General features: G+C 63.4%; 25 protein-coding genes, 1 tRNA gene and 4 pseudogenes. 12 read left to right on the forward strand and 18 right to left on the reverse strand.

Going from position 1 to position 22,610, the window contains the following annotated elements; all coding sequences use genetic code 11:
• Positions 1-86: 86 nt before the first annotated feature.
• The 4 genes from PE067_RS10865 to PE067_RS10880 all read right to left on the reverse strand — a co-directional run bounded on the left by PE067_RS10865 (position 87) and on the right by PE067_RS10880 (position 1,834).
• The gene (locus tag PE067_RS10865; protein WP_276189401.1) at positions 87-284 is read right to left on the reverse strand and encodes a hypothetical protein; all 198 of its coding nucleotides are present in this window, start codon (positions 282-284) and stop codon (positions 87-89) included.
• Positions 281-505 carry a sulfur transferase domain-containing protein gene (locus tag PE067_RS10870; protein ID WP_276189402.1) on the reverse strand — a complete coding sequence of 75 codons (225 nt, stop codon included), beginning with the start codon at positions 503-505 and terminating at the stop codon, positions 281-283. Before PE067_RS10870 ends, PE067_RS10865 begins: the two co-directional genes overlap by 4 nt.
• A 100-nt stretch (positions 506-605) precedes the next feature.
• Positions 606-1,283 (reverse strand): phosphoglycolate phosphatase, encoded by a 678-nt coding sequence (gene gph, locus PE067_RS10875; protein ID WP_276189403.1) that lies wholly within the window; start codon positions 1,281-1,283, stop codon positions 606-608.
• The gene (locus PE067_RS10880; RefSeq protein WP_276189404.1) at positions 1,280-1,834 is read right to left on the reverse strand and encodes a thioredoxin family protein; all 555 of its coding nucleotides are present in this window, start codon (positions 1,832-1,834) and stop codon (positions 1,280-1,282) included. The genes gph and PE067_RS10880 overlap by 4 nt, the downstream gene beginning before the upstream one ends.
• A gap of 887 nt (positions 1,835-2,721) precedes the next feature.
• Here PE067_RS10880 and PE067_RS10885 point away from each other — a divergent pair.
• From PE067_RS10885 to PE067_RS10900, 4 genes and pseudogenes are all read left to right on the forward strand, one after another.
• Complete coding sequence (locus PE067_RS10885) at positions 2,722-3,510, forward strand: metallophosphoesterase (RefSeq protein ID WP_276189405.1); 789 nt, start codon at positions 2,722-2,724, stop codon at positions 3,508-3,510.
• A 24-nt stretch (positions 3,511-3,534) separates the two neighbouring features.
• Positions 3,535-4,098 carry a hypothetical protein gene (locus PE067_RS10890; protein ID WP_276189406.1) on the forward strand — a complete coding sequence of 188 codons (564 nt, stop codon included), beginning with the start codon at positions 3,535-3,537 and terminating at the stop codon, positions 4,096-4,098.
• Positions 4,099-4,170: 72 nt separating this feature from the next.
• Positions 4,171-4,606: pseudogene (locus tag PE067_RS10895) on the forward strand (IS21 family transposase); the annotation flags it as partial.
• A gap of 22 nt (positions 4,607-4,628) precedes the next feature.
• Positions 4,629-4,844 (forward strand): annotated as a pseudogene (locus PE067_RS10900) (transposase); the annotation flags it as partial.
• A 70-nt stretch (positions 4,845-4,914) separates the two neighbouring features.
• Here PE067_RS10900 and PE067_RS10905 read toward each other — a convergent pair.
• A complete protein-coding gene (locus PE067_RS10905; protein WP_276189407.1) occupies positions 4,915-5,391 on the reverse strand; it encodes a BrnT family toxin in 477 nt (158 codons plus the stop codon).
• Positions 5,392-5,477: 86 nt separating this feature from the next.
• Here PE067_RS10905 and PE067_RS10910 point away from each other — a divergent pair, with 86 nt between their 5' ends.
• Positions 5,478-5,639 carry a hypothetical protein gene (locus PE067_RS10910; RefSeq protein ID WP_276189408.1) on the forward strand — a complete coding sequence of 54 codons (162 nt, stop codon included), beginning with the start codon at positions 5,478-5,480 and terminating at the stop codon, positions 5,637-5,639.
• 170 nt (positions 5,640-5,809) lie between these two features.
• Here PE067_RS10910 and PE067_RS10915 read toward each other — a convergent pair.
• A pseudogene (locus tag PE067_RS10915) lies at positions 5,810-5,996 on the reverse strand (hypothetical protein); the annotation flags it as partial.
• Between the two features lie 214 nt (positions 5,997-6,210).
• Positions 6,211-7,501 (reverse strand): annotated as a pseudogene (locus PE067_RS10920) (sorbosone dehydrogenase family protein).
• Between the two features lie 235 nt (positions 7,502-7,736).
• Between PE067_RS10920 and PE067_RS10925 the strand changes: the two are divergent.
• Entirely contained in the window at positions 7,737-9,125 is a 1,389-nt protein-coding gene (locus tag PE067_RS10925) for an L-cystine transporter (RefSeq protein WP_276189409.1), read from the forward strand.
• A gap of 263 nt (positions 9,126-9,388) precedes the next feature.
• Here the strand turns inward: PE067_RS10925 and PE067_RS10930 are convergent, their stop codons facing one another.
• Both PE067_RS10930 and PE067_RS10935 read right to left on the reverse strand, forming a co-directional pair.
• Positions 9,389-9,799: a VOC family protein gene (locus PE067_RS10930; RefSeq protein ID WP_276189410.1), complete on the reverse strand. Its 411-nt coding sequence runs from the start codon at positions 9,797-9,799 to the stop codon at positions 9,389-9,391.
• Positions 9,800-9,862: 63 nt separating this feature from the next.
• Positions 9,863-10,012, reverse strand: coding sequence for a helix-turn-helix domain-containing protein (locus tag PE067_RS10935; RefSeq protein WP_276189411.1), 150 nt, complete (start codon positions 10,010-10,012; stop codon positions 9,863-9,865).
• Between PE067_RS10935 and PE067_RS10940 the strand changes: the two genes are divergently transcribed.
• The 6 genes from PE067_RS10940 to PE067_RS10965 all read left to right on the forward strand — a co-directional run bounded on the left by PE067_RS10940 (position 10,011) and on the right by PE067_RS10965 (position 13,763).
• Positions 10,011-10,361 carry an ABC transporter permease subunit gene (locus tag PE067_RS10940; RefSeq protein WP_276189412.1) on the forward strand — a complete coding sequence of 117 codons (351 nt, stop codon included), beginning with the start codon at positions 10,011-10,013 and terminating at the stop codon, positions 10,359-10,361. The two genes, PE067_RS10935 and PE067_RS10940, sit on opposite strands and share 2 nt — an antisense overlap.
• Positions 10,358-10,567, forward strand: a complete 210-nt coding sequence (locus PE067_RS10945) for a hypothetical protein (protein ID WP_276189413.1) — start codon at positions 10,358-10,360, stop codon at positions 10,565-10,567. The genes PE067_RS10940 and PE067_RS10945 overlap by 4 nt, the downstream gene beginning before the upstream one ends.
• Positions 10,567-10,824: a hypothetical protein gene (locus PE067_RS10950; RefSeq protein ID WP_276189414.1), complete on the forward strand. Its 258-nt coding sequence runs from the start codon at positions 10,567-10,569 to the stop codon at positions 10,822-10,824. The genes PE067_RS10945 and PE067_RS10950 overlap by 1 nt, the downstream gene beginning before the upstream one ends.
• Positions 10,825-10,950: 126 nt before the next feature.
• The gene (locus PE067_RS10955; RefSeq protein ID WP_276189415.1) at positions 10,951-11,367 is read left to right on the forward strand and encodes a thioesterase family protein; all 417 of its coding nucleotides are present in this window, start codon (positions 10,951-10,953) and stop codon (positions 11,365-11,367) included.
• A gap of 22 nt (positions 11,368-11,389) precedes the next feature.
• Positions 11,390-12,928: an acyl-CoA dehydrogenase family protein gene (locus tag PE067_RS10960; RefSeq protein ID WP_276189416.1), complete on the forward strand. Its 1,539-nt coding sequence runs from the start codon at positions 11,390-11,392 to the stop codon at positions 12,926-12,928.
• 13 nt (positions 12,929-12,941) lie between these two features.
• Positions 12,942-13,763 (forward strand): hypothetical protein, encoded by an 822-nt coding sequence (locus PE067_RS10965; RefSeq protein WP_276189417.1) that lies wholly within the window; start codon positions 12,942-12,944, stop codon positions 13,761-13,763.
• Positions 13,764-13,930: 167 nt separating this feature from the next.
• On the opposite strand, the gene PE067_RS10970 is transcribed toward PE067_RS10965, so the two are convergent.
• From PE067_RS10970 to PE067_RS11010, 9 genes are all read right to left on the reverse strand, one after another.
• Positions 13,931-14,007 (reverse strand) — tRNA-Arg (locus tag PE067_RS10970).
• A 56-nt stretch (positions 14,008-14,063) separates the two neighbouring features.
• Positions 14,064-15,275, reverse strand: coding sequence for a cysteine desulfurase (locus PE067_RS10975; RefSeq protein ID WP_276189418.1), 1,212 nt, complete (start codon positions 15,273-15,275; stop codon positions 14,064-14,066).
• Entirely contained in the window at positions 15,272-15,862 is a 591-nt protein-coding gene (locus PE067_RS10980) for a YIP1 family protein (protein WP_276189419.1), read from the reverse strand. Before PE067_RS10980 ends, PE067_RS10975 begins: the two co-directional genes overlap by 4 nt.
• On the reverse strand, positions 15,859-16,362 hold the full coding sequence (locus PE067_RS10985; protein ID WP_276189420.1) for a hypothetical protein: 504 nt from the start codon (positions 16,360-16,362) through the stop codon (positions 15,859-15,861). Before PE067_RS10985 ends, PE067_RS10980 begins: the two co-directional genes overlap by 4 nt.
• On the reverse strand, positions 16,359-17,711 hold the full coding sequence (locus PE067_RS10990; protein WP_276189421.1) for a SufD family Fe-S cluster assembly protein: 1,353 nt from the start codon (positions 17,709-17,711) through the stop codon (positions 16,359-16,361). Before PE067_RS10990 ends, PE067_RS10985 begins: the two co-directional genes overlap by 4 nt.
• A complete protein-coding gene (sufC, locus tag PE067_RS10995) occupies positions 17,711-18,466 on the reverse strand; it encodes a Fe-S cluster assembly ATPase SufC (RefSeq protein WP_276189422.1) in 756 nt (251 codons plus the stop codon). The genes PE067_RS10990 and sufC overlap by 1 nt, the downstream gene beginning before the upstream one ends.
• Positions 18,467-18,605: 139 nt before the next feature.
• Positions 18,606-20,129, reverse strand: coding sequence for a Fe-S cluster assembly protein SufB (gene sufB, locus PE067_RS11000; RefSeq protein ID WP_276189423.1), 1,524 nt, complete (start codon positions 20,127-20,129; stop codon positions 18,606-18,608).
• A gap of 1 nt (position 20,130) precedes the next feature.
• The gene (locus tag PE067_RS11005) at positions 20,131-21,198 is read right to left on the reverse strand and encodes an aminotransferase class V-fold PLP-dependent enzyme (protein ID WP_276189424.1); all 1,068 of its coding nucleotides are present in this window, start codon (positions 21,196-21,198) and stop codon (positions 20,131-20,133) included.
• Complete coding sequence (locus tag PE067_RS11010) at positions 21,195-22,568, reverse strand: bifunctional phosphopantothenoylcysteine decarboxylase/phosphopantothenate synthase (RefSeq protein WP_276189425.1); 1,374 nt, start codon at positions 22,566-22,568, stop codon at positions 21,195-21,197. Before PE067_RS11010 ends, PE067_RS11005 begins: the two co-directional genes overlap by 4 nt.
• Positions 22,569-22,610 lie beyond the last annotated feature (42 nt).

The following is a 22,610-nucleotide window of genomic DNA, read 5'->3' on the forward strand; positions in this document are numbered from 1 at the left end:
AGGCACGGAAACCGCTTGGGTTCCGCCATGATCACAGAACGCCGGATATCCGTTTCAGGTTCCGTGGCGTGGGGCCATGTGGCGGTTCAGCGTGCCAGCGATTCCAGCAGGGGACGAACCCCCGAAAGATCATATCCGGCCCGCGCGGCGGTTTCGCTCAGCTCATCGGCGGGGCGCAGATGGGCCTGCGACAGCGCCCAGAGCACGGTCGAGCGGTTGCCCGAACGGCAATAGGCCGCCTTGGGGCCGGGCAGGCTCATCGCCTCGGTAAAGGCCGAAATCATCTGCGGGGTGATTTCGCCGGGGGTAAAGGGATATAGCGGTATTCCAGACCGGCGTCCTGGGCCAGCATGCCGATGGATCTGCTGTCCAGCCCCGGCTCGACCTCGGCGTCGGGGCGGTTGTTGATCAGCACCTTGAAACCGGCCTTGGCAAGGGCCTCAACATCCTCGGCTGTGATCTGGGCGGATACGGCGATATCGGGGGTAAGCTGGCGCAGATCCATCTGGGTTCCCTCTGTTGACTGGCCGATACTGGTCGGCGCTTGTGATGCCGCTGTCAAGGGTCGATGCAGGCGACCCGATCAAGAAATCGCAGGCCGCCGGTCATTCCACGGATGCCGCCACCAGACCCGGCAGATCGGCCCAGTTGTCAAAGGCCGCCAGATGCGGCAACTGCTCTAGCCCCGCTTGCCGATAGCCCTGCGTATAAAGCAGAAAGGGCACCGGAACGCGCGCCGCACAGGTCGCGTCATATTCGCTGTCGCCGACGTAGATGCCCACGGGCTTTTGCGGATCGGCGCCAATCCCGGTAAAGGCCGCGCGCAGCGGCGCGGGATCGGGCTTTTTCTCGGCCATCAGATCGCCGCCGATGATGAACTGGAAATATCCTGAAAGTCCAAGGTGTTCGATGACCGCCCTGGTCGGGCCAAGCGGCTTGTTCGTGCAGATCGCCAGAGGGTGACCCCGCGCGGCCAGCACCTCAAGCGCCTCGGCCACGCCCGGAAGCATCACGGTCAGCGAGGTCGCCGTATGATAAGATCTCATGAAATCGCCAACCAGATCGGCGTGGCGCGCCGGCGGCAGCCCGGTCGCCGCGATGATTTTCTGCCACAGCACATCGACGCCACCGCCGACGAAACTGCGCACGGTTTGCAGGGAAAGCGGCTCAACCGATTGGGTCGCAAGGGTTTTGTTCACGCAATCCTGTATATCGGGCGCGCTGTCGATCAGCGTGCCGTCAAGGTCGAAAACAATCGGGCAGGGGGCGTAGCAGACAGTCACTGGCGTTTCCATTTGATTGAACAGCCCATCGAGGGCACCTGATCTTGCGGGCCTTGCCCGGTTTCGGCGATCATCAGCATCGCCTCGAACAATTCACGGCGTGCATCGGGCGGACCGGGCTGGCGGCCCGAGGCATCCAGCCGGCCGCGATATTGCAGCTTGCCATCGGCATTGTAGCCAAAGAAATCCGGTGTGCATTCCGCGCCGTAAGCCTTTGCCACAGACTGGCTTTCATCATAAAGATAAGGAAAGGTGAAGCCGTGTTTCCGCGCTTCCTCGCGCATCTGTTCGGGGCCGTCTTGCGGATGTTCCGCGACATCGTTGGACGAAATCGCAACCACCCCGATCCCGGCCTTTGCCATGTCCTGAGCGTCGCGCAGAATACGGTCGATCACGGCCTGAACATAGGGACAGTGATTGCAGATGAACATCACCAGAGTACCGTTCTTTCCCTTTATGTCATTCAGATGGTGAATGCGGCCGTCGGGATCCGGCAGGGAAAAATCAGGCGCTTCTGCACCAAAATCGCAGACAGGGGGTGTGACGGCCATGATTTCTCCTTGTCCCGGCAGCGAAACATTGCTCCGCATCTGGTCGGGATTATGCAGATAAGCATCACGACCTTCAACGCTTACCCGTCCGGGCTGATATCGCTTCCTGATCGTTGCACCTGTAGCCAAGCTGAGGCGATTTCCATCGCGGCGCGTGGCTGATATTTCGGGACGAATGTCCGGCTACGAAAGACGATATTAAATTTACATAATACGGATTATCGGCATGTTTTATGCCTCGCGGTTGAAAGTGTCGAACAACCGAAATAATGGCCATTCGGGCCCCTTTTTGACCATTATACAACCAATTGCTGGCCATTGCCGTAGTTGTCCATGATTGAAACTCTTTGATTTCAATCAGTTGATGGAATCTCTCCGGATGACGTCCGAGCCCGTGCTCCGTCATCGGGCTTTGAGCCTGACCCGTTGACCGTCGGGATGCGGCCCGGCAAGGTCGCCTCAATCCGATCCGGAGCGATGGAACGGCCTGAGCGTCGCCAGATCTCCGGAACCTCCTGACCACCACCTTTCCGCCGGAAAGCGCCGCCTTTCCGAACGGCGGAGCCATGCCTCAAAGGTCGACACGATGTCGCGATATGAAACCAACCGGGGCGATGCCGGCGCCGCAAAGAGCGAATATCCGGTGCAAGACGCCCGGGCGCAATCATCGCCCTGCCCGGCCCGGATGCCCGCCCATCCCCGCTGAGGCGAACGACGGCCCCTGCCCCGTCCCACCTCCGTTGTAACGGCCCGGCCGGTTTCCGGCTGCTGGCGCCGCTTTGCCAAAAGGAACCCCTCATGTCCCGTGTCCCATTTTTCGAGACCCGCCTCTTCGATCCCAACGAGGGCCGGATCGAACTCACTCCCGCCGCAGAGGAGCACATCCAATGACCATCCTGATCACAGCCGACCTGCATCTCGACCTCTGGGCGCATGCCGGGCGCGATCCGTTCGCAGGCACCCTGCCGGTGTTGCGCGACCTTGATGCGCTGATCATCGCGGGCGACCTGGCGAATGATCCGCAGCGGAACTGGCCCTGGGCGCTGACCCGGATCGTGCGGCTGGTCTCACCCGCCCGGGTCTGGGTGATCCCGGGTAACCATGATTATTATGGCGCCACGCTCGATGATGGACCGCTCGATGAGCTTGCCAAAGCCGCCGGGGTGAGCCTTGCCCAGAAGCTGGTTCTGACCTTCGGCAGATGCCGACTGCTGTGCTGCACGCTCTGGACGGATTTCGCCCTGCTTGGGGATCCGGCCATTGCGATGGAACGGGCGGCATTGGCAATGCCGGATTACGACCGGATCTTCCGGGCGGGCGGTGACCTGATCAGTCCCGAGGATACCGTCGAGATCCACCGCGATCACCTCGACTGGCTGACGCGGGAAATTGCCCGGCCTTGGCCCGGCCAAACCGTGATCGTCACCCATCACGCTCCGAGCGCAGCGGTCTCCGGCCCCTTGTCCCAGCTCAGCCCGGCCTTCGCGTCCGATCTGGAGGGCTGGATCGAGGCGCACCGGCCCGACTGCTGGTTCTTCGGCCATACCCACCGGCCGCTCTCGGCACGCATCCGCGGCGCGCCGGTCATCAACGTCTCGCTCGGCTATCCCGACGAGGTGCCCGAGGACGGTGAGGCCGAACTGCTGCTGCGCGGCCTGATCTTCTCCGGCCGATAGCCCCCTCATGCCCGGAGTATTCCCATGTCCACCATCCCCTTCATTGAGGGCCGTCTCGAACTCGAAGCCCGCCTCGCGCGGCATCTGCACAGGTTGCGCAGAAGGAGGACCCGCCCGGACCTTCCGGCCTCGCCGGACGAGGTCGATGCGCCAGGCGAAATCTCGGACGCGGATCTGATGGGTATCATCAGGTTCAGCGATGACGACGAGGCCCGCATCAAGCGTCGGGTCAAGCGGATCCTGGAATGTCGCAAGGCGGCCTCCGGCCTTGAACATCTCAAGCGCGATGACCGTGAGCGGCTTGAGGTGCTGAAGGGTGGTGCGCGGCTGATCTCCATCCGGAATGAGCATCATGCCGACGAACTGGCCGCGGCCTTGCACGGGGACATGCCCTGGATGGCCCCCGCCACCGAGGTGGTTTGGCACGCCATGCGCCGCTCGTGGCGCGAGGGGATCCGGGTCTCACGATCCCGCCACTCCAGCTCACCGGCCCGCCCGGCATTGGCAAAAGCGAATTGGCGCGACGCCTCGGCAAGTTGCTGTCCACGCTGTGAACCGGCATGGACAACTGACCCTGTAACGGGGTGATCGACTTCCAAAACTGCCCCCCTTACACTGATGTTCATGATGCCCCTGAGGTCATTGGAGGCGCGGTGCGGAATGCTGGTTGTGGAGACGATTGCGAAGATCCGTCGGGCGTATTTCCAGGAGCAGAAGACGATCAAGCAGATCTGCGGGGAGTTGCGGGTTTCTCGGAACACGGTGCGGAAGGTGATCCGATCCGGTGTAACGGAACTGACCTATGAACGGACAATCCAGCCGTTGCCGAAGATCGGCCCCTGGAAAAACAAGCTCGACGAGATGCTGGCGGCAAACGCCCGGAAACCGAAGCGCGAGCGCCTGACCCTGATCAGGATCTTCGAGGAACTCCGGTCCCTCGGCCATGACGGTGGCCACGATGCTGTCCGGCGCTACGCGGCCTCGTGGTCCAAGGAGGAACAGGAGGCTTCGGCCGTCGCCTATGTGCCGCTGATCTTCGCGCCTCTGCCACAGCCGGATGCTGTTTGTCCGGGCCTACCCGCGCGAGACGCAGGAGCCTCAGCCATCAGTTCGGACCGGTGATCTGCACCACGAATTCCATTGAGGCCTTGAACTTGAAAATCCGCCGCGCCGTCAGAGCCCGGGGCCGCTTCCCAAGCGACGACGCAGCGGCGAAATTGATCTGGCTGGCGCCCAATGCGACATCGACCGAGTGGAAGAGATCGGTGCGCGAATGGCATGCTGTCAGAAGCCAGATCGCCAACATCTTCGAAGAACGTTGCCCAATGGCCTGACAAATAGCGTCAGAACACAAAATATCGGACAGTCTCGAACGGGCACGTGCTGCGGCTAAGGGGGTGACGGTCAGGCCGCGCCCAGGGCCTTGCGCAGCGCCTCGTTGACAAAGGCGCTCTTGTTCTCGATGCCTTCCAACTGCGCCGCAATATCCGGCTCGATCATGAAGTTCTGGCGGATTTTCTTCGTGCCGCTCGGCATCGGCGGGCGACCCCGGCGGGCATGGTCAAAGAAATGATCCTCCAGTTCCCCGACCTCGCCATCTTCACCGATGCAGGGCTTAGCTTTCGTCATAGCGCTTCCTTTCCCGTCATTGGCCTTGCGCAGGCTGATGACCCGGAGCTTGTCGCCCCGAACGCACCACGCCACGACGCAAAGCCGCTCATTGATCGGAACCAGACCGACAAAGCGCGCTTCGCCATAGTCGGTGCGGCTGTCCTCGACCGTCAGAGCTTCGTCCCAATCGGCCTCTGCTACGCTGGCAAGGTCCATGCCCCGCTCTTGCAGGGTGCGTTCGCGCTTCTGTTCGTCCCAGTCCAGTTCCATGGGAACTGCACACACACCTTAATTCAGCGCGTCAATAAAAGTGTGTAGGAAAATAGAGGATCACGGGCAGGCGCTGTTTCCGAAAGATGACGATTTCGGGAAGCGGGTTGTTGAAAATGGTCATCGAGGCTGCCGACGCGCTCTATGCCTATCACATGCGCGGAGGGACGTCAGATGGTGTCATGGACGGCACCGCCTATCTTCAGTCCGTGCATGTCGCACAAAATCGGCGCGCTGAAGGTCAATGACCCCGACGGCCGTTTTCGCGATCTGCCGGGCACGCCGGAAGAAGCAGATGCGTTGATCATGGAGCGCCGCCGATCCGACTACGATGCGAACAAGGCCATGCTAGAGCGCGGCGCCATGCGTGCCCCTTTCCCCTTTTGGTGCAGGCTACGCCCTCGATCCCGGCGGGGTCGAGTGCATTGAAGCGTTTCATAATCGCGATGCGGATCTGGGCTTCGGCTGTTTGACGGTCCGGATCGTGTGATGCGATGCGTTCGCCGAAGGCCTTGAGGTCGAGCAGGTGAACGCCACCGGTTCAAGAGAACCTGCGAGGGCATCCTTGCGTCGATCCGACTTCGGGCGTGATATCCGGACCGCCGGATCATCATGGGGCGATGGACGGACCTGCTTTCACCGCCCGCGTCGAAAAGGTTCTGGCGCTGGAACCGATCCCCGGCACTGGTGTCATCCTGGACAATCTCTCCACGCACCGGAACGTCGCGGCAGCCAGCGCCGGGTCATGCGGGCTTGCATCATGCATGACTGCCCCCTCGTGCATGAAGGGGCGCTTGTGACGCAAGGCTCAGGCTCGTCTTACGCGCCGGTTATCCGCCAGATGGTGTTTCCGACATCATCCGCCATCAGCAGCGACGCCTTGTCGGGACCGATGGTGACACCAACGGGTCGGCCAAAGGCGAACCGCTCGTCATCGGACAGGAAACCCCACAGGATATCGCGTGGCGGGCCGGCCGGGCGGCCGTTTTCGAAAGGCACGAAGGTCAGCCTGTATCCGCTGAGGATCGAGCGGTTCCATGAACCGTGCTGCCCGATCACCATGCCGTCGGGAAATCCGGGCAATGTGCCCTGCGGCATCCAGCACAATCCCAGTGACGCCGTGTGACCGCCAAGCGCGTAATCCGGCGTGATCGCCCGTGCCACCATCCCGGGATCCCGAGGGACGCGATCATCGACGATCCGGTCCCAATAGCAATAGGGCCAGCCGTAAAACCCGCCCTCGCTGACCGAGGTCAGGTAATCCGGCGGCGTCTCATCACCCAGCCCATCGCGTTCGTTGACCACCGTCCACAGGCTGCCCGTCTCCGGCTGCCACGCCATGCCGACGGGGTTGCGCAGGCCCGAGGCAAAGACGCGCGCCGCGCCGCTGGCAAGGTCCAGCTCCCAGATCGCGGCCCGGCCCTCTTCGGCCTCCATTCCGTGATCGCCGATATTGCTGAGCGAGACCGACCACCGGCGCAGATCTGGACCGGTCGGGCGAGACGATCAGGCTGCGGGTCCAGTGCCCGCCCGGCTAGAAATCGACCAGCTTGCGGCCCGGCCCGGTCAGCCGCGTCGCACCGTCCTGATAAGCGAACGCACTGATGCCATCGGTATTGCCGACATAGAAGGTGCCGTCCACCAGCGCCATGCCGAAGGGCTGGTTCTGCCCGTCCAGAAACACCTCGCGGATCTCGGCCACGCCATCACGGTCGGCATCGCGCCACAGGGTGATGCGATTGGCGCTGTCGCCGATGGCATGGGCGCGGCGCATCGTGGCCTGCGTGGCCCGATCCAGCAGGGTCTTGGGTCGGGATGGCTGCTCTTTCGCCTCGGCGACCAGCACATCGCCATTGGGCAGAACCTCGATCCAGCGCGGATGATCGAGGCCGGAGGCAAGAGCATTGACCGCCAGCCCCGGCGCGGTTTCGGGACGCTGCCCAACGCGCCAGCCCACAGCCGAGGGCATTTTCAGGGTCATGATCCCCTGCCTCCTTGCCGCGGGGATCTCTGGCGTCGCGCCCACCGCCTGCACCCGGGGCACCGTCAGGCGCCGCAGCGCGGCTATCGTCCCGCCGACGACGGCAGTGAGTTGCGCCACGAGATCCATGACCGGCTCCGATCCGTTATGCCCATATTGCGGAACCTTCACCTGTCCGGGCCGTGACGACAAGCGGGTTCGGCGAAACAGGACGGACCGGGGGATGATTCCTGCGCGACGATTGGCGCATGCCCGTCACTTTGCCGTGACATTCGCCTGTGAAAGGATCAGTCTGCGCCTGATATCAATTCGTCAGGCGGCGTGGCGTGAACCGGCCCGCCGTTACCCTTGAAGGAGACGCGCAATGACACCGGTGATCGTCAATCTTGTCATATTCGTGGCGCTTCTGTTCGCATTGTTCAGGCTTCAGAGCGGCTCTCTTTCGCTGTCGGTGCGGGTGTTCATCGGCCTGATCCTCGGCACCCTTTTCGGCATCGGGCTGCAACTGGTCTATGGCACCGGATCGGAAACCGTCCAGACAACGGTGAACTGGCTGGACATCGTCGGCTCGGGCTATGTCCGGCTGTTGCAGATGATCGTCATGCCGCTGGTCTTCGTGGCGATCCTTGCGGCGGTGTCGAAACTGCATGATGCCTCGTCGCTTGGCCGCATATCGGTGCTGACGCTGGGAACACTGCTGCTGCTGACCGCCATTGCGGGGCTGGTCGGCGTGGTCATGGCGCTGTCCTTTGGCCTGACCGCCGAGGGGCTGATCCAGGGCAGCGCCGAAACCGCCCGGATGAGCGCGATCGAGACGACCTATGCCCCGCGCGTGGCCGATCTGTCGGTGCCGCAGCTGATCCTGTCCTTCATCCCGCGCAACCCCTTTGCCGATCTGACCGGGGCCAATCCGACCTCGATCATCTCGGTGGTGATCTTTGCCGTCTTCCTTGGCATCGCGGCCATCCGGCTGATGCGGCGCAAGCCCGAACAGGGCGAAAACCTGCTGTCGCTGATCGACATGCTGCAAGGCTGGATCATGCAGCTTGTGCGGCTGGTCATCGCGCTGACACCTTATGGCGTCATGGCGCTGATGACGAAGATGGCGGCGACCTCGAACGCGGCGGATATCCTCAATCTGGGGAAATTCGTCATCGCCTCCTATATCGGGCTGGCGATCATGTTCGGGGTTCATGCGGGTTTCCTGACGCTGACCGGGACCAATCCGCTGGTATTCTTCAAAAAGTCGCTGCCCGTGCTGAGCTTTGCCTTCTCCAGCCGTTCCAGCGCGGCGTCGATCCCGCTGAATGTCGAGACCCAGACCCGCCGTCTGGGCGTGCCCGCGACCATCGCGTCATTCTCGGCATCCTTTGGGGCGACCATCGGCCAGAACGGTTGCGCGGGTCTCTATCCGGCGATGCTGGCGGTGATGGTGGCGCCGACGGTGGGGATCAATCCGCTGGATCCGGGCTGGATCGCGACGCTGATCGCCATCGTCACCATCAGTTCCGCAGGCGTTGCCGGCGTCGGAGGCGGGGCCACGCTGGCCGCGCTGATCGTGCTGCCCGCGATGGGCCTGCCGATCGAGCTGGTCGCGCTGCTGATCTCGGTCGAGCCGCTGATCGACATGGGCCGCACGGCGCTGAATGTCAGCGGCGCGATGACGGCGGGCATGGTCACGTCGCAACTTCTGGGCCAGACGGATCGCGCGGTGCTGATGAGCCCGGAAGACGTCGATCTGCAAAGCGCCTAGGCCGTCGGTTCGTGCCTGTCATGCGCAGGCGGCAGGCAACGCGGATGGCGGTGAGAGGTTCGGTTTCGTTCCAGGTGGCGCGTTCCGGGATCAGCAGGGTCAGGCCGGGCCGGGTCTCCAGCATCCATGCGTCGCGATGGTCGGCATTGGCGGCGGGAAACCGCGCGGGCGGCAGCCGATCTCCGGCACCCTCTGGCCCGGCGCCGGCGGCAGGGCGTCGATGACAGACGCGATCCGGTTCGATATCCGCGCGGCCACGGGGCTCAGCCCTTGTCGGTCATCTGCGGCCAGTAAGTGCCGAAGCACCACAGGTTGCCCTCGGGATCGCGGCAGATGAATTCGCGGCTGCCATGGTCGCGGTCGGTCAGCCCTTCCTCGATCACCGCGCCGGCGGCCTCGGCGCGGGCAAACATCGCGTCGACATCGTCCACGGCGATATAGAGCGACTTGCCGCCCTGCCCCATGGGCCGGCCCACCATTTCGCCATAGCTGTCGTCCCTGTCGTCGCCGCACATGATCATCGACGCGCCAAAGGCCAGTTCGGCATGGGCGACCCTGTCGCCATCCATGTATTTCGCATGGGTGGTGAAACCGAAGGCCCTTTCCAGCCAGTCGATCATCGCCGCCGCGTCGCGGAAGCGGAAGGTCGGGTAGATGCGCGGTGCTTCCATCATGCGTTCCTCCTTTGCCTGACGGCTCAGGGTGACATGCCGCCCGCGCGCCGTCTTGAGGAAATGTTACCGTCGCGCGCGCCAGCCCGCCGGGGTGGTGCCGCCGAATTCCCGGAACTCGCGGCTGAAATGGGCCTGATCGGCATACCCGGCCTCTGCCGCAATTTCGGCCAGCGGTCCGGCGACGGCACTGGCTGCGACGCTGATGGTTGCCATGCCACCGGCGATCCGGCTGACCGCCCTGGGTATTTCCCGCATCCCGGCCGAGTTTCTGGAACTGGGCAAGTCCCTCGGCATGAGGCGCGGCCAGATGTTCCTGATCCGCCTGCCTTTCGCCATTCCCAGCATCATGGCCGGAATCAACCAGACGCTGATGATGGCCTTCGGCATGATGGTCATCGCCGGAATCGTCGGCTCGGGCGGGTTGGGCCAAACGATCTATGACGCGATCCGCACGCTGGATATCGTCAAATCCATCGATGCCGCCATCGCCATCATGATCCTGACCATGGTCATCGACCGCCTGACCCAAAGCATGGCGCAAAAGAAAGGGCGCAGCGCATGACCTACCAGCTTTCCATCGGCACCTGGCTTGCGCCCTTCGTGGACTGGCTGAATGCCAATATGCACGGGCTGTTCGATATCATCGGCCGCGTGGTCGAGGCCGTTCTTGGCGCTTTCCAGTCGCCGCTGCTCTCTCCGCCAGCCTTCGTGGTGATCCTGTTGATCATCGCAGCAGTGCCATCCTGGGCAACTGGCGAGTGGCGCTGATGGCATTCCTGTGCCTCGGCTTCTGCTGGCTGATGAACCTCTGGCCGCAATCCATGCAGACGGTCGTGCTGGTCTTTACCGCGGTCGTCGCGGCTGTGGCGATCGCTGTCCCCCTTGGGATCATGGCGTCGCGTCGGCCGCGTCTTGAGGCGGCGTTGTGCCCGATCCTCGATATCATGCAGACCGTGCCGCCATGGGTCTATCTGATCCCGGCGGTGATCCTGTTCAGCCTGGGACAGGTGCCGCCGCCGGGCTGAACGGGCTGCGCATCCTGCGCCGCTACGGCCCGGTGCCGATGGGCTTCACCATCCACGGCCCCTCCAGCCCTGTCGCCAGATGCTGCCGCGCATATGTCTGACAACCCCAACCGACCGGAGGACGAAATGGACGAAAAACCGTTCGAGACGCAGATCGAGGTGCGCTACCGCGACACCGATTCCATGGGCCATGTCAGCAGCCCGATCTATTATGATTACCTGCAATCGGCCTATCTGGAATACATGCATACGCTGCTGGAGCTACCCAAGAGCCGCAAGCTGCCGCATATCATGGTGCGCACCTCCTGCGAATATGTCTCGCAGGCTGTCTATGGCGACCGCATTTCGATCCTCAGCCGCGTGACCAGATTCGGCAACAAAAGCTTCGAGATGGAGCATGTCATGCAGGTCGCCGACGACAGCGGGCGCGAGGTGGCGCGGGCCAGCTGGACCCATGTCATGTTCGATTACGACGCGCAAAAGACCTATCCGGTGCCCGAGGAATTCAAGGCCGCCGTCGCCCAATATCAAAGCCCTGCCTGACCCGCTTGTCGGAGGCAAGACCATGCATCTGCACTGGAACGAGGCGCGGGCCGCGATCCGCGCGGAATATGCGCATATCGGGCAACCCGAACCGGGCGAGCCGCCGCCCGGCACCTTCGACCGCCGCCGCTGGGACCAGTTGGCGCAGGCGGGGCTGTGGCGCATGGTCGTGCCGCCGGAACATGGCGGCCGGGGCGTGGACTGCAGGAGCTTCACTGCCGCGCTGGAAGGGTTGGCGTCGACCATCCGCCATCCGGGGTTGGTGCTGTCGGTGATCGGTCAGGCGGGGATGATCCGGGCGCTGGAGCTTTACCGCACCGAGACGCAGCGCCGCCGCTACCTTCGCCGCGTCCTCGCCGGAGAGCTCCGCGCCACGGCCATCGCCGACCCCGATACCCATTCCGGCAATTTCGGCATCGACCCGGACCTGCTGAAACGCGTCGAGGTCGCGCCCGGGGCCGGTTCGGCGCTGGCCGGTCCGGGGGCACTGGGCGGTGCGATCCGCTATGAAACCAAGGACCCCGAGGACCTGCTGCTGCCCGGCCGCAGCCAGGGCTACATGCTGAAGCTCTCGGCCCAGACCAATGGCAAGCGTGTGACGCCCGGCCTGGCCTTCTACGGCAGCCCGGACGCGCGTTTCGGCTATCTTGTCCATCTGACGAAATCCTGGGCCGACGATTACAAGGACGGTGATGGCAACCGGGGCGCCGATACCGGCAACGACCCGCTGGATGCGCTGGTCAAGCTGCGCTTCCGCCCGGCCGAGGGGCATGAGCCGACCTTCAGCAGCACCTGGCGGCGTGACAGCGGGCGACGGGCCTATCGCTCGAATTTCGGCATCCCGCCGGACCTGCCCGATGCTGTCCCCGAGGATCAGAAGCTGGGCTGGCGCTCGACCTCGGTCAGCTATCGCTTCGATCCGGCGGATAATCCGTTTCTGGACCTCACGGTCTCGGCCTATGACACCCACAGCAGGCTCTTGCGCGACATTGATGTCCGGCAGGTCTCGGAATGGGACACGCGCGGGTTCGACATCCGCAACCGCTCGGATTTCGGTCAGGTCGCGGTGACATATGGCTATGACTACGGCTGGACCCGCGCTGCCGAATCGGCCCTGACCGGTGCAGAACGCGCGGCGATGACGCTGGACGCCACGATTGCCGGTCTCGAACCGCGCCTGTTCGGCGGTGGCCTCGTCCAGTTGGCGGGGCTGCGGGCGGAACTGGACGGCGAATGGCACCTCAAGAATGTCACGCATGAGCTGTCCAGCGCCGGGCTGATCACCAGCATTCAGGCCACCAAAGGCCGTCCGACGCAACCTGACCCAAGGAGACACCAATGCCCCGCCACATCATCCGCGCCATTCTGTCCGACCCAATTGCCTTGCAGGCGGGCGATGTTCTGCAAAATCAGGGTGCCGTGCCCGTCGATATCTATCCGCAGGATCCGGCGAGCGACGATGCCGCCCTGCGCCTGCCCGGCGACGGCGGGGCCTTTCAGGTCGAAAACGCTGTATCGGTGCGCGCCAGCACGTCCAGCGGCAGCACCACGCTGGCCGTGATCCGGGGCTTCTGATGCGGCTACATCTGGACCGATTTTGGCCGCCCATGCGCATCCGCTCTGGTGGCGGCGGCGAGCCGGTCGATCCGATGCAGCGGATCGCTGCCCCGGCGACCGGCACGCTTCTTTTTGCAGGCCATAGCTTTGTTCAGACGGCCTGGGGCGGCGTGACATCTGACGGCCAGCACGGAGGTATTCTTTATTCCGACTGGCCGGGTAGCACCCTGTCGGATTTCGTGCCGTTCGGGTCGTCCCGAGCGGTCTGGGACCTGAATGGCCATGCGCGTAACAGCGATTATGACCTCGTCCTGGTGTCGGATGTGGCAGACTTGGCCACCGGGTTTCCAGCGCCGGGCCCCAGCATGGTGAACAGCCTTCAGGCGCTCTACTGGCACGGGCTTGCGGCTGCCGCGCGCGGCGCAGAGTTGATCCTGTTCCAGCCCTGGTCGCCGCAGGCGGTCGATCTGGACGGGACCGGCGTGGCAGCCTTTGCATATTATCGCCAGTGGCTGACCGACCACCTCGGCACCCCTGTCTGGGTTATTCCGACAGGCCAGTATGTGCGGGCGCTGCGGCGCGAGTTTGGCGACGACATCTTCGTCGACGGCCTGCATCTGCGCGCGGCCAGCCAGTATGCGCGCGGGGTCTCCTATCTGACATATTCGTTCCTGACGAAAGAGCGGTGCCCGTTTGTGCGCGAGGGCGACGGGGATGTGGATCAGATCGCCTGGGATACACTTCAGTCCGAGCGGATGGCGGGCTTCGGCGGCACCGCCGGCGTCGATGCGGCGGACATCGCAGACCCGCTGCCAGAGCCGTTACCGCTGCCCGATTAAAGGGGCTCTGAAACAGGTGTTCACGGCCCCTGAAATCAAAATCCAATTGCTGCAAATATTCGTGTCACACCCTGCAAGACTTCGTGTCACGCTACACTGGACAAACGCGAATCTGTGCGCAGACCTTCACCGAAAAATCAGGAAATCAGCTAATGTCCTGTATTTACTGGCGCACCCAAGAGGATTCGAACCTCTGGCCTCTGCCTTCGGAGGGCAGCGCTCTATCCAGCTGAGCTATGGGTGCATCTGGCGATCTTGTTAAACGCAAACTCCGGGCATCGCAATGGGGCGCGATGGGATTCAGGCGAAAAGCTCTCGGCAGAAGGTCAGGCCGTCGATCAGGGCGTCGACCTCGGCATGGGTGTTGTAAAGCGCAAAGCTTGCCCGTGCCGTGGCGCTGGCGCCAAAGAACTCGAGCAGCGGCATCGCGCAATGGGTCCCTGCCCTGACCGCGATTCCGCGCTTGTCCAGAATCGTCGAGATGTCATGGGCATGCGCGCCGTCCATCGTCATCGAAAAGATCGCGCCCTTGTCCGGGGCATCGCCCTGAACCTGCAGCCAGTTCAGGCTGCGCAGCCGGTCGCGGGCATAGTCGCGCAGGCTGCGTTCATGGGCGGCGATCCTGTCCATGCCCAGATCCATCATGAATTCCAGCGCCGCCCCCAGACCGATCTGGTTGGTGATGCCCGGCGTGCCCGCCTCGAACCGCAGGGGCGGCGCGGCATATTCCACGGCATCGCGGGTGACGGTGCGGATCATGTCGCCGCCGCCCAGAAAGGGCCGCATTTCCTGCTGGCGTTCTGCCGAAATCCAGATCGCCCCCGAGCCCGAGGGGCCGTAGAGCTTGTGCCCGGTGATCGCGTAGAAATCGACGCCCAGAGCTGCGACATCGACCGGCATATGGACCGAAGCCTGGCTGCCGTCGACAAGCACGGGGACATCGGTGCCGCGCGCGATCGCCGCGACATCGACCACGGTGCCGGTGACATTCGACATATGGGTGACGGCGATCAGCCGGGTGCGCGGGGTCACGGCAGCCAGCATCTTTTCCGGGGGCAGGCTGCCATCGGCTTCCGGCTCGACCCATTTCAGGACGACGCCCTGACGTTCGCGCAGAAAATGCCAGGGCACGATATTGGCGTGATGTTCCAGAACGGACAGCACGATTTCGTCCCCCGCCTGCAGGCGTGGCGCGGCCCAGCCGTAGCTGACAAGGTTCAGCCCCTCGGTCGCGCCCGAGGTAAAGATGATCTCGTTTTCGTCGGGGGCGTTCAGAAAGCGGGCGATGATGCCGCGCACCGATCTGTAGCGTTCGGTGGACAGGTTCGACAGATAGTGCAACCCACGGTGAACATTGGCATATTCCTGAGTATAGGATTGCATGACCGCGTCGATCACGGCGCGCGGTTTCTGCGCGCTGGCGCCATTGTCCAGATAGACCAGCGGCCGGCCGTTCACCTGACGGGACAGGATCGGAAACTCCTGCCGGATTTTTTCGACATCATAGGTCATTGCGCGGGAACCTCCGGCATATAGCCAAGGGAAACGCCCAGCAGGGACAGGACCATCGCGAACAGAAAGACGGAACCGACAAATCCCAGAAGGACAAGAAAGCTGTTCTGAAAACCATGCAGCGCCTTGGTGAACTGCAGGGTCAGGTAGATCAGTAGGCCAAAGGCGACCAGCGACATCAGAACCGCCGAAATCGGAAAGATCAGCGCCAGAACGACCTGAAAGGCCTGAACGGCGACCAGCAAGAGCTCGATCCAGGCGACGACCAGCAACGCATCGGCGAAGGTTCCGTGACCGCGAAAGGCGCGGCCGACGACCGTCATCAGCGCGGCCGCAATGACCATGCCCGTGAATTGCACCGAGGCCAGCATCAGAGGCTGACCGATCAGCTGCGACACCGGGCTTTCGGTATCGACCGGGAACAGCATCCGCGCCAGCCCTGCCAGAGCCGTCGACAGCGACACGGCCAGAACCAGCGCCATCCAGCGCGACGGCATGTCAGGGGCCAGCGCGCGCAGGGTGTCCAGCGCCCTGCCCGGCTCGCGCAGGCTGAGCATCACCAGCTGTTTCAGGTCATCAAAGGTCATGTCTTTTCCGAAAGCACCCGCAGCCCTGCACCCCAGATATACAGAAATCCCAGACCGGCAAGAGCCTGACACAGGATCAGCGCCGCCCCCGGCCCGACCAGCCCGGCCACCATCCCCGCCAGAAGCATGGCGGGCGAGACGGCCAGCAGGGCCCAGAACAGGGCAAGGCGGCTGTTTTCGGCGCTGATCCGGCGCGGAAACAGCCGTGACAGCACGGAAACGACCGAGGCCAGCAGGTAAAAGACCAGCGGCATCACGAACATCACCGCAAACAGCGCCCCCGCCATCCGCGCCGACAGCGGCACGGATGGGTCAAGTTCCGCCGCGCGGGCATGTCCGGGGGCCTGTGCGATCAGAAAGATCAGCATCGCGACCATCAGCACCATGATCAGCGCGCGATCCGGCATGCCGCACAAGCCGGCAAAGACCCGCGCGGGGGCGCGCCAGCTTTGCACGATCAGCGGAACGATCCCCGCCCGGTTCACGCCCGATCGGCTCATGCGGGCGGGTTCTGGGTCCGGTCGTTTTGGGCCCGATGCATCAGCCATTCTTCCAGCCTTTCGGCAATGCGTTCACGCAGATCGGCATTTTCGACCTCATCCAGCGCGGCGGCAAGGAAGGACAGGACCAGCAGCACCGTCGCCCGTTCACGCGGCACCCCACGCGAGCGCAGATAGAACAGCGCCGTTTCGTCGATCGCGCCGGTGGTCGAACCGTGGCTGCATTTCACGTCATCGGCATAGATTTCCAGTTCCGGCTTGGCCAGAAACTGGCTGTCGCCATCCAGAAGCAGCGACTGGCTGATCTGGTAGCCGTCGGTTTTCTGGGCGCCCGGCTTGACCAGGATCTTGCCCTGGAACACGCCCACGGCCCCGTCGCTCAGCACCTTTTTATAGACCTGACGGCTTTCGCAACGCTCACCCGCATGGGTGATGAAAACGGTGTTGTCATGATGGAACGGGCCATCCGCCGTATTGCCCAGAACCGCCGCCGCGACATGGGCCACGGCATCGTCGCCGGCGATATCCACGACGCTTTCATGGCGCATCATCCGGCCATTGACCGACAGCTCAAAGGATTTGAACTGCGCCTTGGCGGCGACGCGGGCAAAGATATGACCGATGCCGACCTTGGGATGCGAGGCGAGCTTGGCCGTGATGTGATGCAGACGCGCACCGGCACGTAGATCCGCCTCGATCACGATATTCGAGCGCGCACCGATCATGCCGGTTTCCAGCAGCGTGAATTCGCTGCCCTCTTCCAGCAAAAGGACATGGTGCAGGTTCACATCCGCCGCATCCGAGCGGCGGCGGTGGATGATATGCACCGGACGCGCGACCTGCCCCGAAACGCGGATCAGCACGCCTTCGGTCGCGGCAAATGTGTTCAGCGCGGCAAAGGGGCGGCTGACCGGGGTCTGGCCATTCGCTTCCAGCACGCCATAAACCTCGCCCGCCCAATGCGATGCCGTGGCTTCGGCGGCGGACAGCAGGTCGATCTGGAACCCCTCTCCGGTCAGCGCATCGGATGCCGCCGCGTCGAAACGCCCATCGACGAAAACCAGCCGCAGCCGGTCGATATCCTCGAACAGGGGGGAATCGTTGGCGTCGGTCTGAACCGGGATCGGCGCAGGCACCGGGTCGTTGAAGACGCCGGGATTGGTAAAGCGCCAGTATTCATCGCGCCGTCCGGGCAGGCCCATCTTTTCCAGACGCGCCAGCGCATCCTGACGCGCGGCGGCGGTGATGCCGCTCGCCGGGTGCGGCAGCACGGCAAGACGCTGCGTCAGCGCATCGCCCGCGGCCGGCTTGGCTTGCGCCTGGCTTTCGCGGATCGCGAGATCTGCCATCATCCGACCTCCGACAGCAGATCACCGTAACCGCTGTTTTCAACCTCAAGCGCAAGCTCGGGGCCGCCGGTCTTGATGATCTGGCCATTCGCCATGATATGCACGACATCAGGTTTGATATGGTCCAGAAGGCGTTGATAATGCGTGATGACCAGGAATGACCGATCAGGCGAGCGCAGCGCGTTCACGCCCTGCGCGACCAGCCGCATCGCATCGACATCCAGCCCGCTGTCGGTTTCGTCCAGAATGCACATGCGCGGCTCCAGCATGGCCATCTGCAGGATTTCATTGCGCTTTTTCTCGCCGCCCGAAAAGCCGACACTGACCGAACGCTTCAGCATGTCGCTGTCGATGTTCAGGGTCTTGGCCTTTTCGCGGACGATTTTCAGGAATTCGCCCGAGGACAGTTCATCCTCGCCGCGCGCCTTGCGTTGGGCGTTCAGCGCGGTGCGCAGAAAGGTCAGGTTGCCGACGCCGGGGATTTCGACCGGATACTGGAAGGCCAGAAACAGGCCCGCCGCCGCGCGTTCCTCGGGTTCCATGTCCAGCAGGTCCTGACCCTCCAGCTTGGCCGAGCCCTCGGTGACCTCATAGCCGTCGCGGCCCGACAGCACATAGGACAGGGTCGATTTGCCCGAACCGTTCGGTCCCATGATCGCATGGACCTGACCGGCGGGGACCGACAGGTTGACCCCGTTCAGGATCTGCTTGCTGCCATCCTCAAGTTCGGCGTGCAGGTTTTTGATTTCCAGCATATTTTCCCTTTGTCATCTTTTCGCGGACGCAACCCCGGACGGGTTTGTCGCTTGCATGTTTCTGTTTCGCGGACCGGTTCGCGACCTCGTGCGATCTGCGTCCCGGCGGCCAGAGGCAAAGCCCCCGGCCGGACCGGCGCTATCCAACCGAACCTTCCAGCGAGATGGCGACCAGCGATTGCGCCTCCATCGCGAATTCCATCGGCAGCGCCTGCAGCACGTCGCGGCAGAAACCGTTGACGACCAGCGCCACGGCCTCCTCCTCGCCAACGCCACGGGCGCGACAATAGAACAGCTGGTCATCGTCCACCTTGGAGGTCGTCGCTTCATGTTCGACGCGGGACGAGTTGTTCTTGACCTCGATATAGGGAACCGTATGGGCGCCGCATTGATCGCCGATCAGCAGGCTGTCGCATTGCGTATAGTTCCGGCTGTTGGTCGCACGCGGGTGCATGGTCACCAGACCGCGATAGGTGTTCTGCGCCTTACCCGCAGAAATCCCTTTGGAAACAATGCGCGAACGGGAATTCTTGCCAAGATGGATCATCTTGGTCCCGGTATCGGCCTGCTGCATGTTGTTGGCGATGGCGATCGAATAGAACTCGCCCGACAGATCGTCACCGCGCAGGATGCAGGACGGGTATTTCCACGTGATCGCACTTCCGGTTTCGACCTGCGTCCACATCACCTTGGCGCGCGCCTCGCGGCAATCGGCGCGTTTGGTGACGAAATTGTAGATCCCGCCCTTGCCTTCCTCATCGCCGGGGAACCAGTTCTGGACGGTCGAATATTTGACCTCGGCATCTTCCAGAATGACGATTTCCACGACGGCGGCATGCAGTTGCGCGATGTCGCGTTTCGGCGCGGTGCAGCCTTCCAGATAGCTGACATAGGCGCCCTTGTCGCAGATGATCAGGGTGCGTTCGAACTGGCCGGTGTTTTCCGCATTGATGCGGAAATAGGTCGACAGCTCCATCGGGCATTTCACGCCCGGCGGCACATAGACAAAGGAACCATCTGAAAAAACAGCGGAATTCAGCGTGGCAAAGAAGTTATCCGACTGCGGCACGACCGAGCCCAGATATTTCCTGACCAGTTCTGGATGTTCCCGGATCGCTTCGGAAATCGAACAGAAGATCACGCCCGCCTTGGCCAGTTCGTCCTTGAAGGTGGTGCCCACGGACACGCTGTCAAAGACTGCATCGACGGCCACACGGCGTTCTTCGCCCGCATCCTCGCCGCGTTCGACGCCGGCCAGAATCATCTGTTCCTTCAGCGGGATGCCCAGCTTTTCATAGGTCGCCAGCAGCTTGGGGTCGACCTCGTCGAGGGACTTGGGCTTGACCTCCATGCTTTTGGGGCGGGCGTAGTAATATTGATCCTGATAGTCGATTTCAGGATAGGTCAGCAGGGCCCAACGCGGCTCGGTCATGGTCTGCCAGCGGCGGAACGCGGCCAGACGCCATTCCAGCATCCATTCCGGCTCCTCATTCTTCTCCGAGATCAGGCGGACGATATCTTCGTTGATGCCCTTGGGGGCATATTCCATCTCGATCTCGGTGTCCCAACCGTATTTGTAGGACCCCATGTTCTGGACGGTCTCGACCGTTTCGCGGTCTACGCCCTCACGGACTTCGATGGCGTCGGTGGCAAGATCAGCCATTTCAAACCCTTCCTGCGGTCACCCGCATATTGTTCCGATCGCGCCAGCGCTGCCATTGGGCAAGCCAGGCATCGGCAAAACGCATGACATCCCGTTCGTCCGTCGCCGGACCGAACGAGATGCGGATCGCGTCCCCCGCATATTCTGTCGCAACGCCCATCGCCTGCAGCACCGAGCTGGCCCGGACCTTGCCCGAGGAACAGGCCGAACCCGCCGAAACGGCGAAACCGGCCAGATCCATTTGCATCACCTGAGTCTCGCCCCGCCAACCATCCGTCAGGACGGCAAGCGTATTCGGCAGACAAAGGGAATCGCTGCCCGGAAATGTAACATTTTCCGCCCCGGTTTCCAGTCTTGCCCGTAACAGATCGCGCAATTCACGGGTTTTATCCCATAAACCTTGCGCCAGATCATTTTGTGCGGCTTTTGCGGCGGCGGCAAAGCCCATGATACCGATCAAGTTTTCCGTGCCTGCACGGCGTCCCTGTTCCTGTCCACCACCTTTGATCCGGGCCTGAATATCGGTGCCACGCAGCACGACCAGCGCGCCGATCCCGCGCGGCCCACCCAGCTTATGCGCCGAAACGATCCCGGCCTGAATGCCCAACCAGTTGAAGGCAAAGGGGATCTTGCCAAAGGCACCGGTCAGGTCGCTGACCGCCAGCCCCTGCGGCAGGTCCTGGATCACGCCGGTTTCGGAATTCGCCAGTTGCAGGGTCGACTGATCGGGCGCGGGCACGGTGACGATGCCGCCCGCATCCACGGCCAGATCGGCCCGGCACCATGCCTTGATCGCGTCATGTTCGACCGGCGCGCAGGCCAGATCGCGCCCGGCCAGCGCCAGCGCCGCCGCCTCGGTCGCGCCGGAGGTAAAGATCACATCCGCGCCTTCGGCACCCAGGGCCGCCGCGACATCTTCGCGCGCACGTTCCAGCGCCGATTTCGCGGCCCGGCCTTCGGCATGGACGGACGACGGGTTGCCAATGATTTCGGTCGCCTGAAACATCGCCTCGCGCGCCTCGGGGCGCAGGGGGGCGGTGGCGTTCCAGTCCAGATAGACCCTGTTCATGCGACACCATGGGTCAGGGCATCGGCGACGCGCGCGGCCAGCCTGCGGGCGACCTCGGGCTTGGACAGGCGCGGCCATTTTTCCGGGCCCTTGCGCGAAATCAGCGTCACCGCGTTTTCGCTGCCGCCCATGATGCCGGTCTCTGGGCTGACATCATTGGCGACGATCCAGTCGCAGCCCTTGCGCATCCATTTTTCGGTCGCATGCTGCAGGACATTCGTGGTTTCGGCGGCAAAACCGACGACCAGCCGGGGGCGGTCCTGCGGCAGGCGGCTGATCCAGGCCAGGATATCGGGGTTTTCGACCAGTTCCAGCACCGGCATGCTGCCCGAGGCATCTTTCTTGATCTTGTCGCTGCTGGCATTGGCGATGCGCCAATCCGCCACGGCGGCGGCCATGATCGCGGCATCGGCGGGCAGCGCCAGCTCGACGGCGTCGCGCATCTCTTGTGCGGATTCGACAGCGATCACCTCGACCCCTTCGGGGGCGGGCACCTGCGCGGGGCCGGTGACAAAGCTGACGCGCGCGCCAAGCGCCACCAGAGCCGCCGCGATCGCCGCCCCCTGCGCCCCCGAGGAACGGTTGGCGATATAGCGCACCGGATCAATCGGCTCATGCGTCGGGCCAGAGGTGACGATGACATGCTGCCCCTGCAACGGGCCGGGTTCAGGCGTTTCGGGCATGGGCCCGTCCGGCGGCAGCGGATCGCCCAGGGACAGCGGCCTGTCGGCATCATCGCCCAGCCCACCCAGATCGGCCGCCAGTTCGGGAAGCTGCGACGGCACCGGACCCGTGACAGCCGTTTCGGGGCGCAGACGCAGCGGAGGCTCGGCGCTCAACTGCGCGCGGATCGCGGCCAGAATCGTCGCCGGTTCGGCCATCCGCCCCTCGCCGAATTCGCCGCAGGCCATGACGCCCTCGTCCGGCCCGACAAAGCGGATGCCGTCGTCGCTCAACTGCTGGCGGTTGCGGACCGTCGCGGCATGGCCCCACATCCGCACATTCATCGCGGGCGCGATCAGCACGGGCTTGTGGGTGGCCAGCAGCAGGGTCGTCGCCAGATCATCGGCCAGCCCCCCCGCCATCCGCGCCATCAGATTGGCCGTCGCGGGCGCCACTACCACCAGATCGGCGGCGCGCGACAACTGGATATGCCCCATTTCGGATTCGCGCGTCAGGTCGAACAGCTCCTGATGACAGGGCGCCTCGGCCAGCGCCGACAGGCTGAGCGGCGTCACGAATTCCGCCCCCGCGCGCGTCAGCACCGGCGTCACCGACATGCCGTCCTGCCTCATCAGCCGGATCAGCTCGGGGATCTTGATCGCGGCGATTCCGCCTCCGACGATCAGCAGGATGCGTCTGCCTTCCATCGCCACCTCTCTGTGCTACGGTCCTACCCGGACATAGGCCGA

The sequence above is a fragment of the Paracoccus sp. DMF-8 genome (genome assembly GCF_029309835.1).
GTDB lineage: Bacteria > Pseudomonadota > Alphaproteobacteria > Rhodobacterales > Rhodobacteraceae > Paracoccus.

What these genes read in the sequence shown, in the direction of transcription:
- PE067_RS10865 (WP_276189401.1), bottom strand. Translation starts at nt 284, where the DNA reads ATGATTTCGGCCTTTACCGAGGCGATGAGCCTGCCCGGCCCCAAGGCG.
- PE067_RS10870 (WP_276189402.1), bottom strand. Translation starts at nt 505, where the DNA reads ATGGATCTGCGCCAGCTTACCCCCGATATCGCCGTATCCGCCCAGATC.
- PE067_RS10880 (WP_276189404.1), bottom strand. Translation starts at nt 1,834, where the DNA reads ATGGCCGTCACACCCCCTGTCTGCGATTTTGGTGCAGAAGCGCCTGAT.
- PE067_RS10885 (WP_276189405.1), top strand. Translation starts at nt 2,722, where the DNA reads ATGACCATCCTGATCACAGCCGACCTGCATCTCGACCTCTGGGCGCAT.
- PE067_RS10890 (WP_276189406.1), top strand. Translation starts at nt 3,535, where the DNA reads ATGTCCACCATCCCCTTCATTGAGGGCCGTCTCGAACTCGAAGCCCGC.
- PE067_RS10905 (WP_276189407.1), bottom strand. Translation starts at nt 5,391, where the DNA reads ATGGAACTGGACTGGGACGAACAGAAGCGCGAACGCACCCTGCAAGAG.
- PE067_RS10910 (WP_276189408.1), top strand. Translation starts at nt 5,478, where the DNA reads ATGACGATTTCGGGAAGCGGGTTGTTGAAAATGGTCATCGAGGCTGCC.
- PE067_RS10925 (WP_276189409.1), top strand. Translation starts at nt 7,737, where the DNA reads ATGACACCGGTGATCGTCAATCTTGTCATATTCGTGGCGCTTCTGTTC.
- PE067_RS10930 (WP_276189410.1), bottom strand. Translation starts at nt 9,799, where the DNA reads ATGATGGAAGCACCGCGCATCTACCCGACCTTCCGCTTCCGCGACGCG.
- PE067_RS10940 (WP_276189412.1), top strand. Translation starts at nt 10,011, where the DNA reads ATGCCACCGGCGATCCGGCTGACCGCCCTGGGTATTTCCCGCATCCCG.
- PE067_RS10935 (WP_276189411.1), bottom strand. Translation starts at nt 10,012, where the DNA reads ATGGCAACCATCAGCGTCGCAGCCAGTGCCGTCGCCGGACCGCTGGCC.
- PE067_RS10945 (WP_276189413.1), top strand. Translation starts at nt 10,358, where the DNA reads ATGACCTACCAGCTTTCCATCGGCACCTGGCTTGCGCCCTTCGTGGAC.
- PE067_RS10950 (WP_276189414.1), top strand. Translation starts at nt 10,567, where the DNA reads ATGGCATTCCTGTGCCTCGGCTTCTGCTGGCTGATGAACCTCTGGCCG.
- PE067_RS10955 (WP_276189415.1), top strand. Translation starts at nt 10,951, where the DNA reads ATGGACGAAAAACCGTTCGAGACGCAGATCGAGGTGCGCTACCGCGAC.
- PE067_RS10960 (WP_276189416.1), top strand. Translation starts at nt 11,390, where the DNA reads ATGCATCTGCACTGGAACGAGGCGCGGGCCGCGATCCGCGCGGAATAT.
- PE067_RS10965 (WP_276189417.1), top strand. Translation starts at nt 12,942, where the DNA reads ATGCGGCTACATCTGGACCGATTTTGGCCGCCCATGCGCATCCGCTCT.
- PE067_RS10975 (WP_276189418.1), bottom strand. Translation starts at nt 15,275, where the DNA reads ATGACCTATGATGTCGAAAAAATCCGGCAGGAGTTTCCGATCCTGTCC.
- PE067_RS10980 (WP_276189419.1), bottom strand. Translation starts at nt 15,862, where the DNA reads ATGACCTTTGATGACCTGAAACAGCTGGTGATGCTCAGCCTGCGCGAG.
- PE067_RS10985 (WP_276189420.1), bottom strand. Translation starts at nt 16,362, where the DNA reads ATGAGCCGATCGGGCGTGAACCGGGCGGGGATCGTTCCGCTGATCGTG.
- PE067_RS10990 (WP_276189421.1), bottom strand. Translation starts at nt 17,711, where the DNA reads ATGGCAGATCTCGCGATCCGCGAAAGCCAGGCGCAAGCCAAGCCGGCC.
- sufC (WP_276189422.1), bottom strand. Translation starts at nt 18,466, where the DNA reads ATGCTGGAAATCAAAAACCTGCACGCCGAACTTGAGGATGGCAGCAAG.
- sufB (WP_276189423.1), bottom strand. Translation starts at nt 20,129, where the DNA reads ATGGCTGATCTTGCCACCGACGCCATCGAAGTCCGTGAGGGCGTAGAC.
- PE067_RS11005 (WP_276189424.1), bottom strand. Translation starts at nt 21,198, where the DNA reads ATGAACAGGGTCTATCTGGACTGGAACGCCACCGCCCCCCTGCGCCCC.
- PE067_RS11010 (WP_276189425.1), bottom strand. Translation starts at nt 22,568, where the DNA reads ATGGAAGGCAGACGCATCCTGCTGATCGTCGGAGGCGGAATCGCCGCG.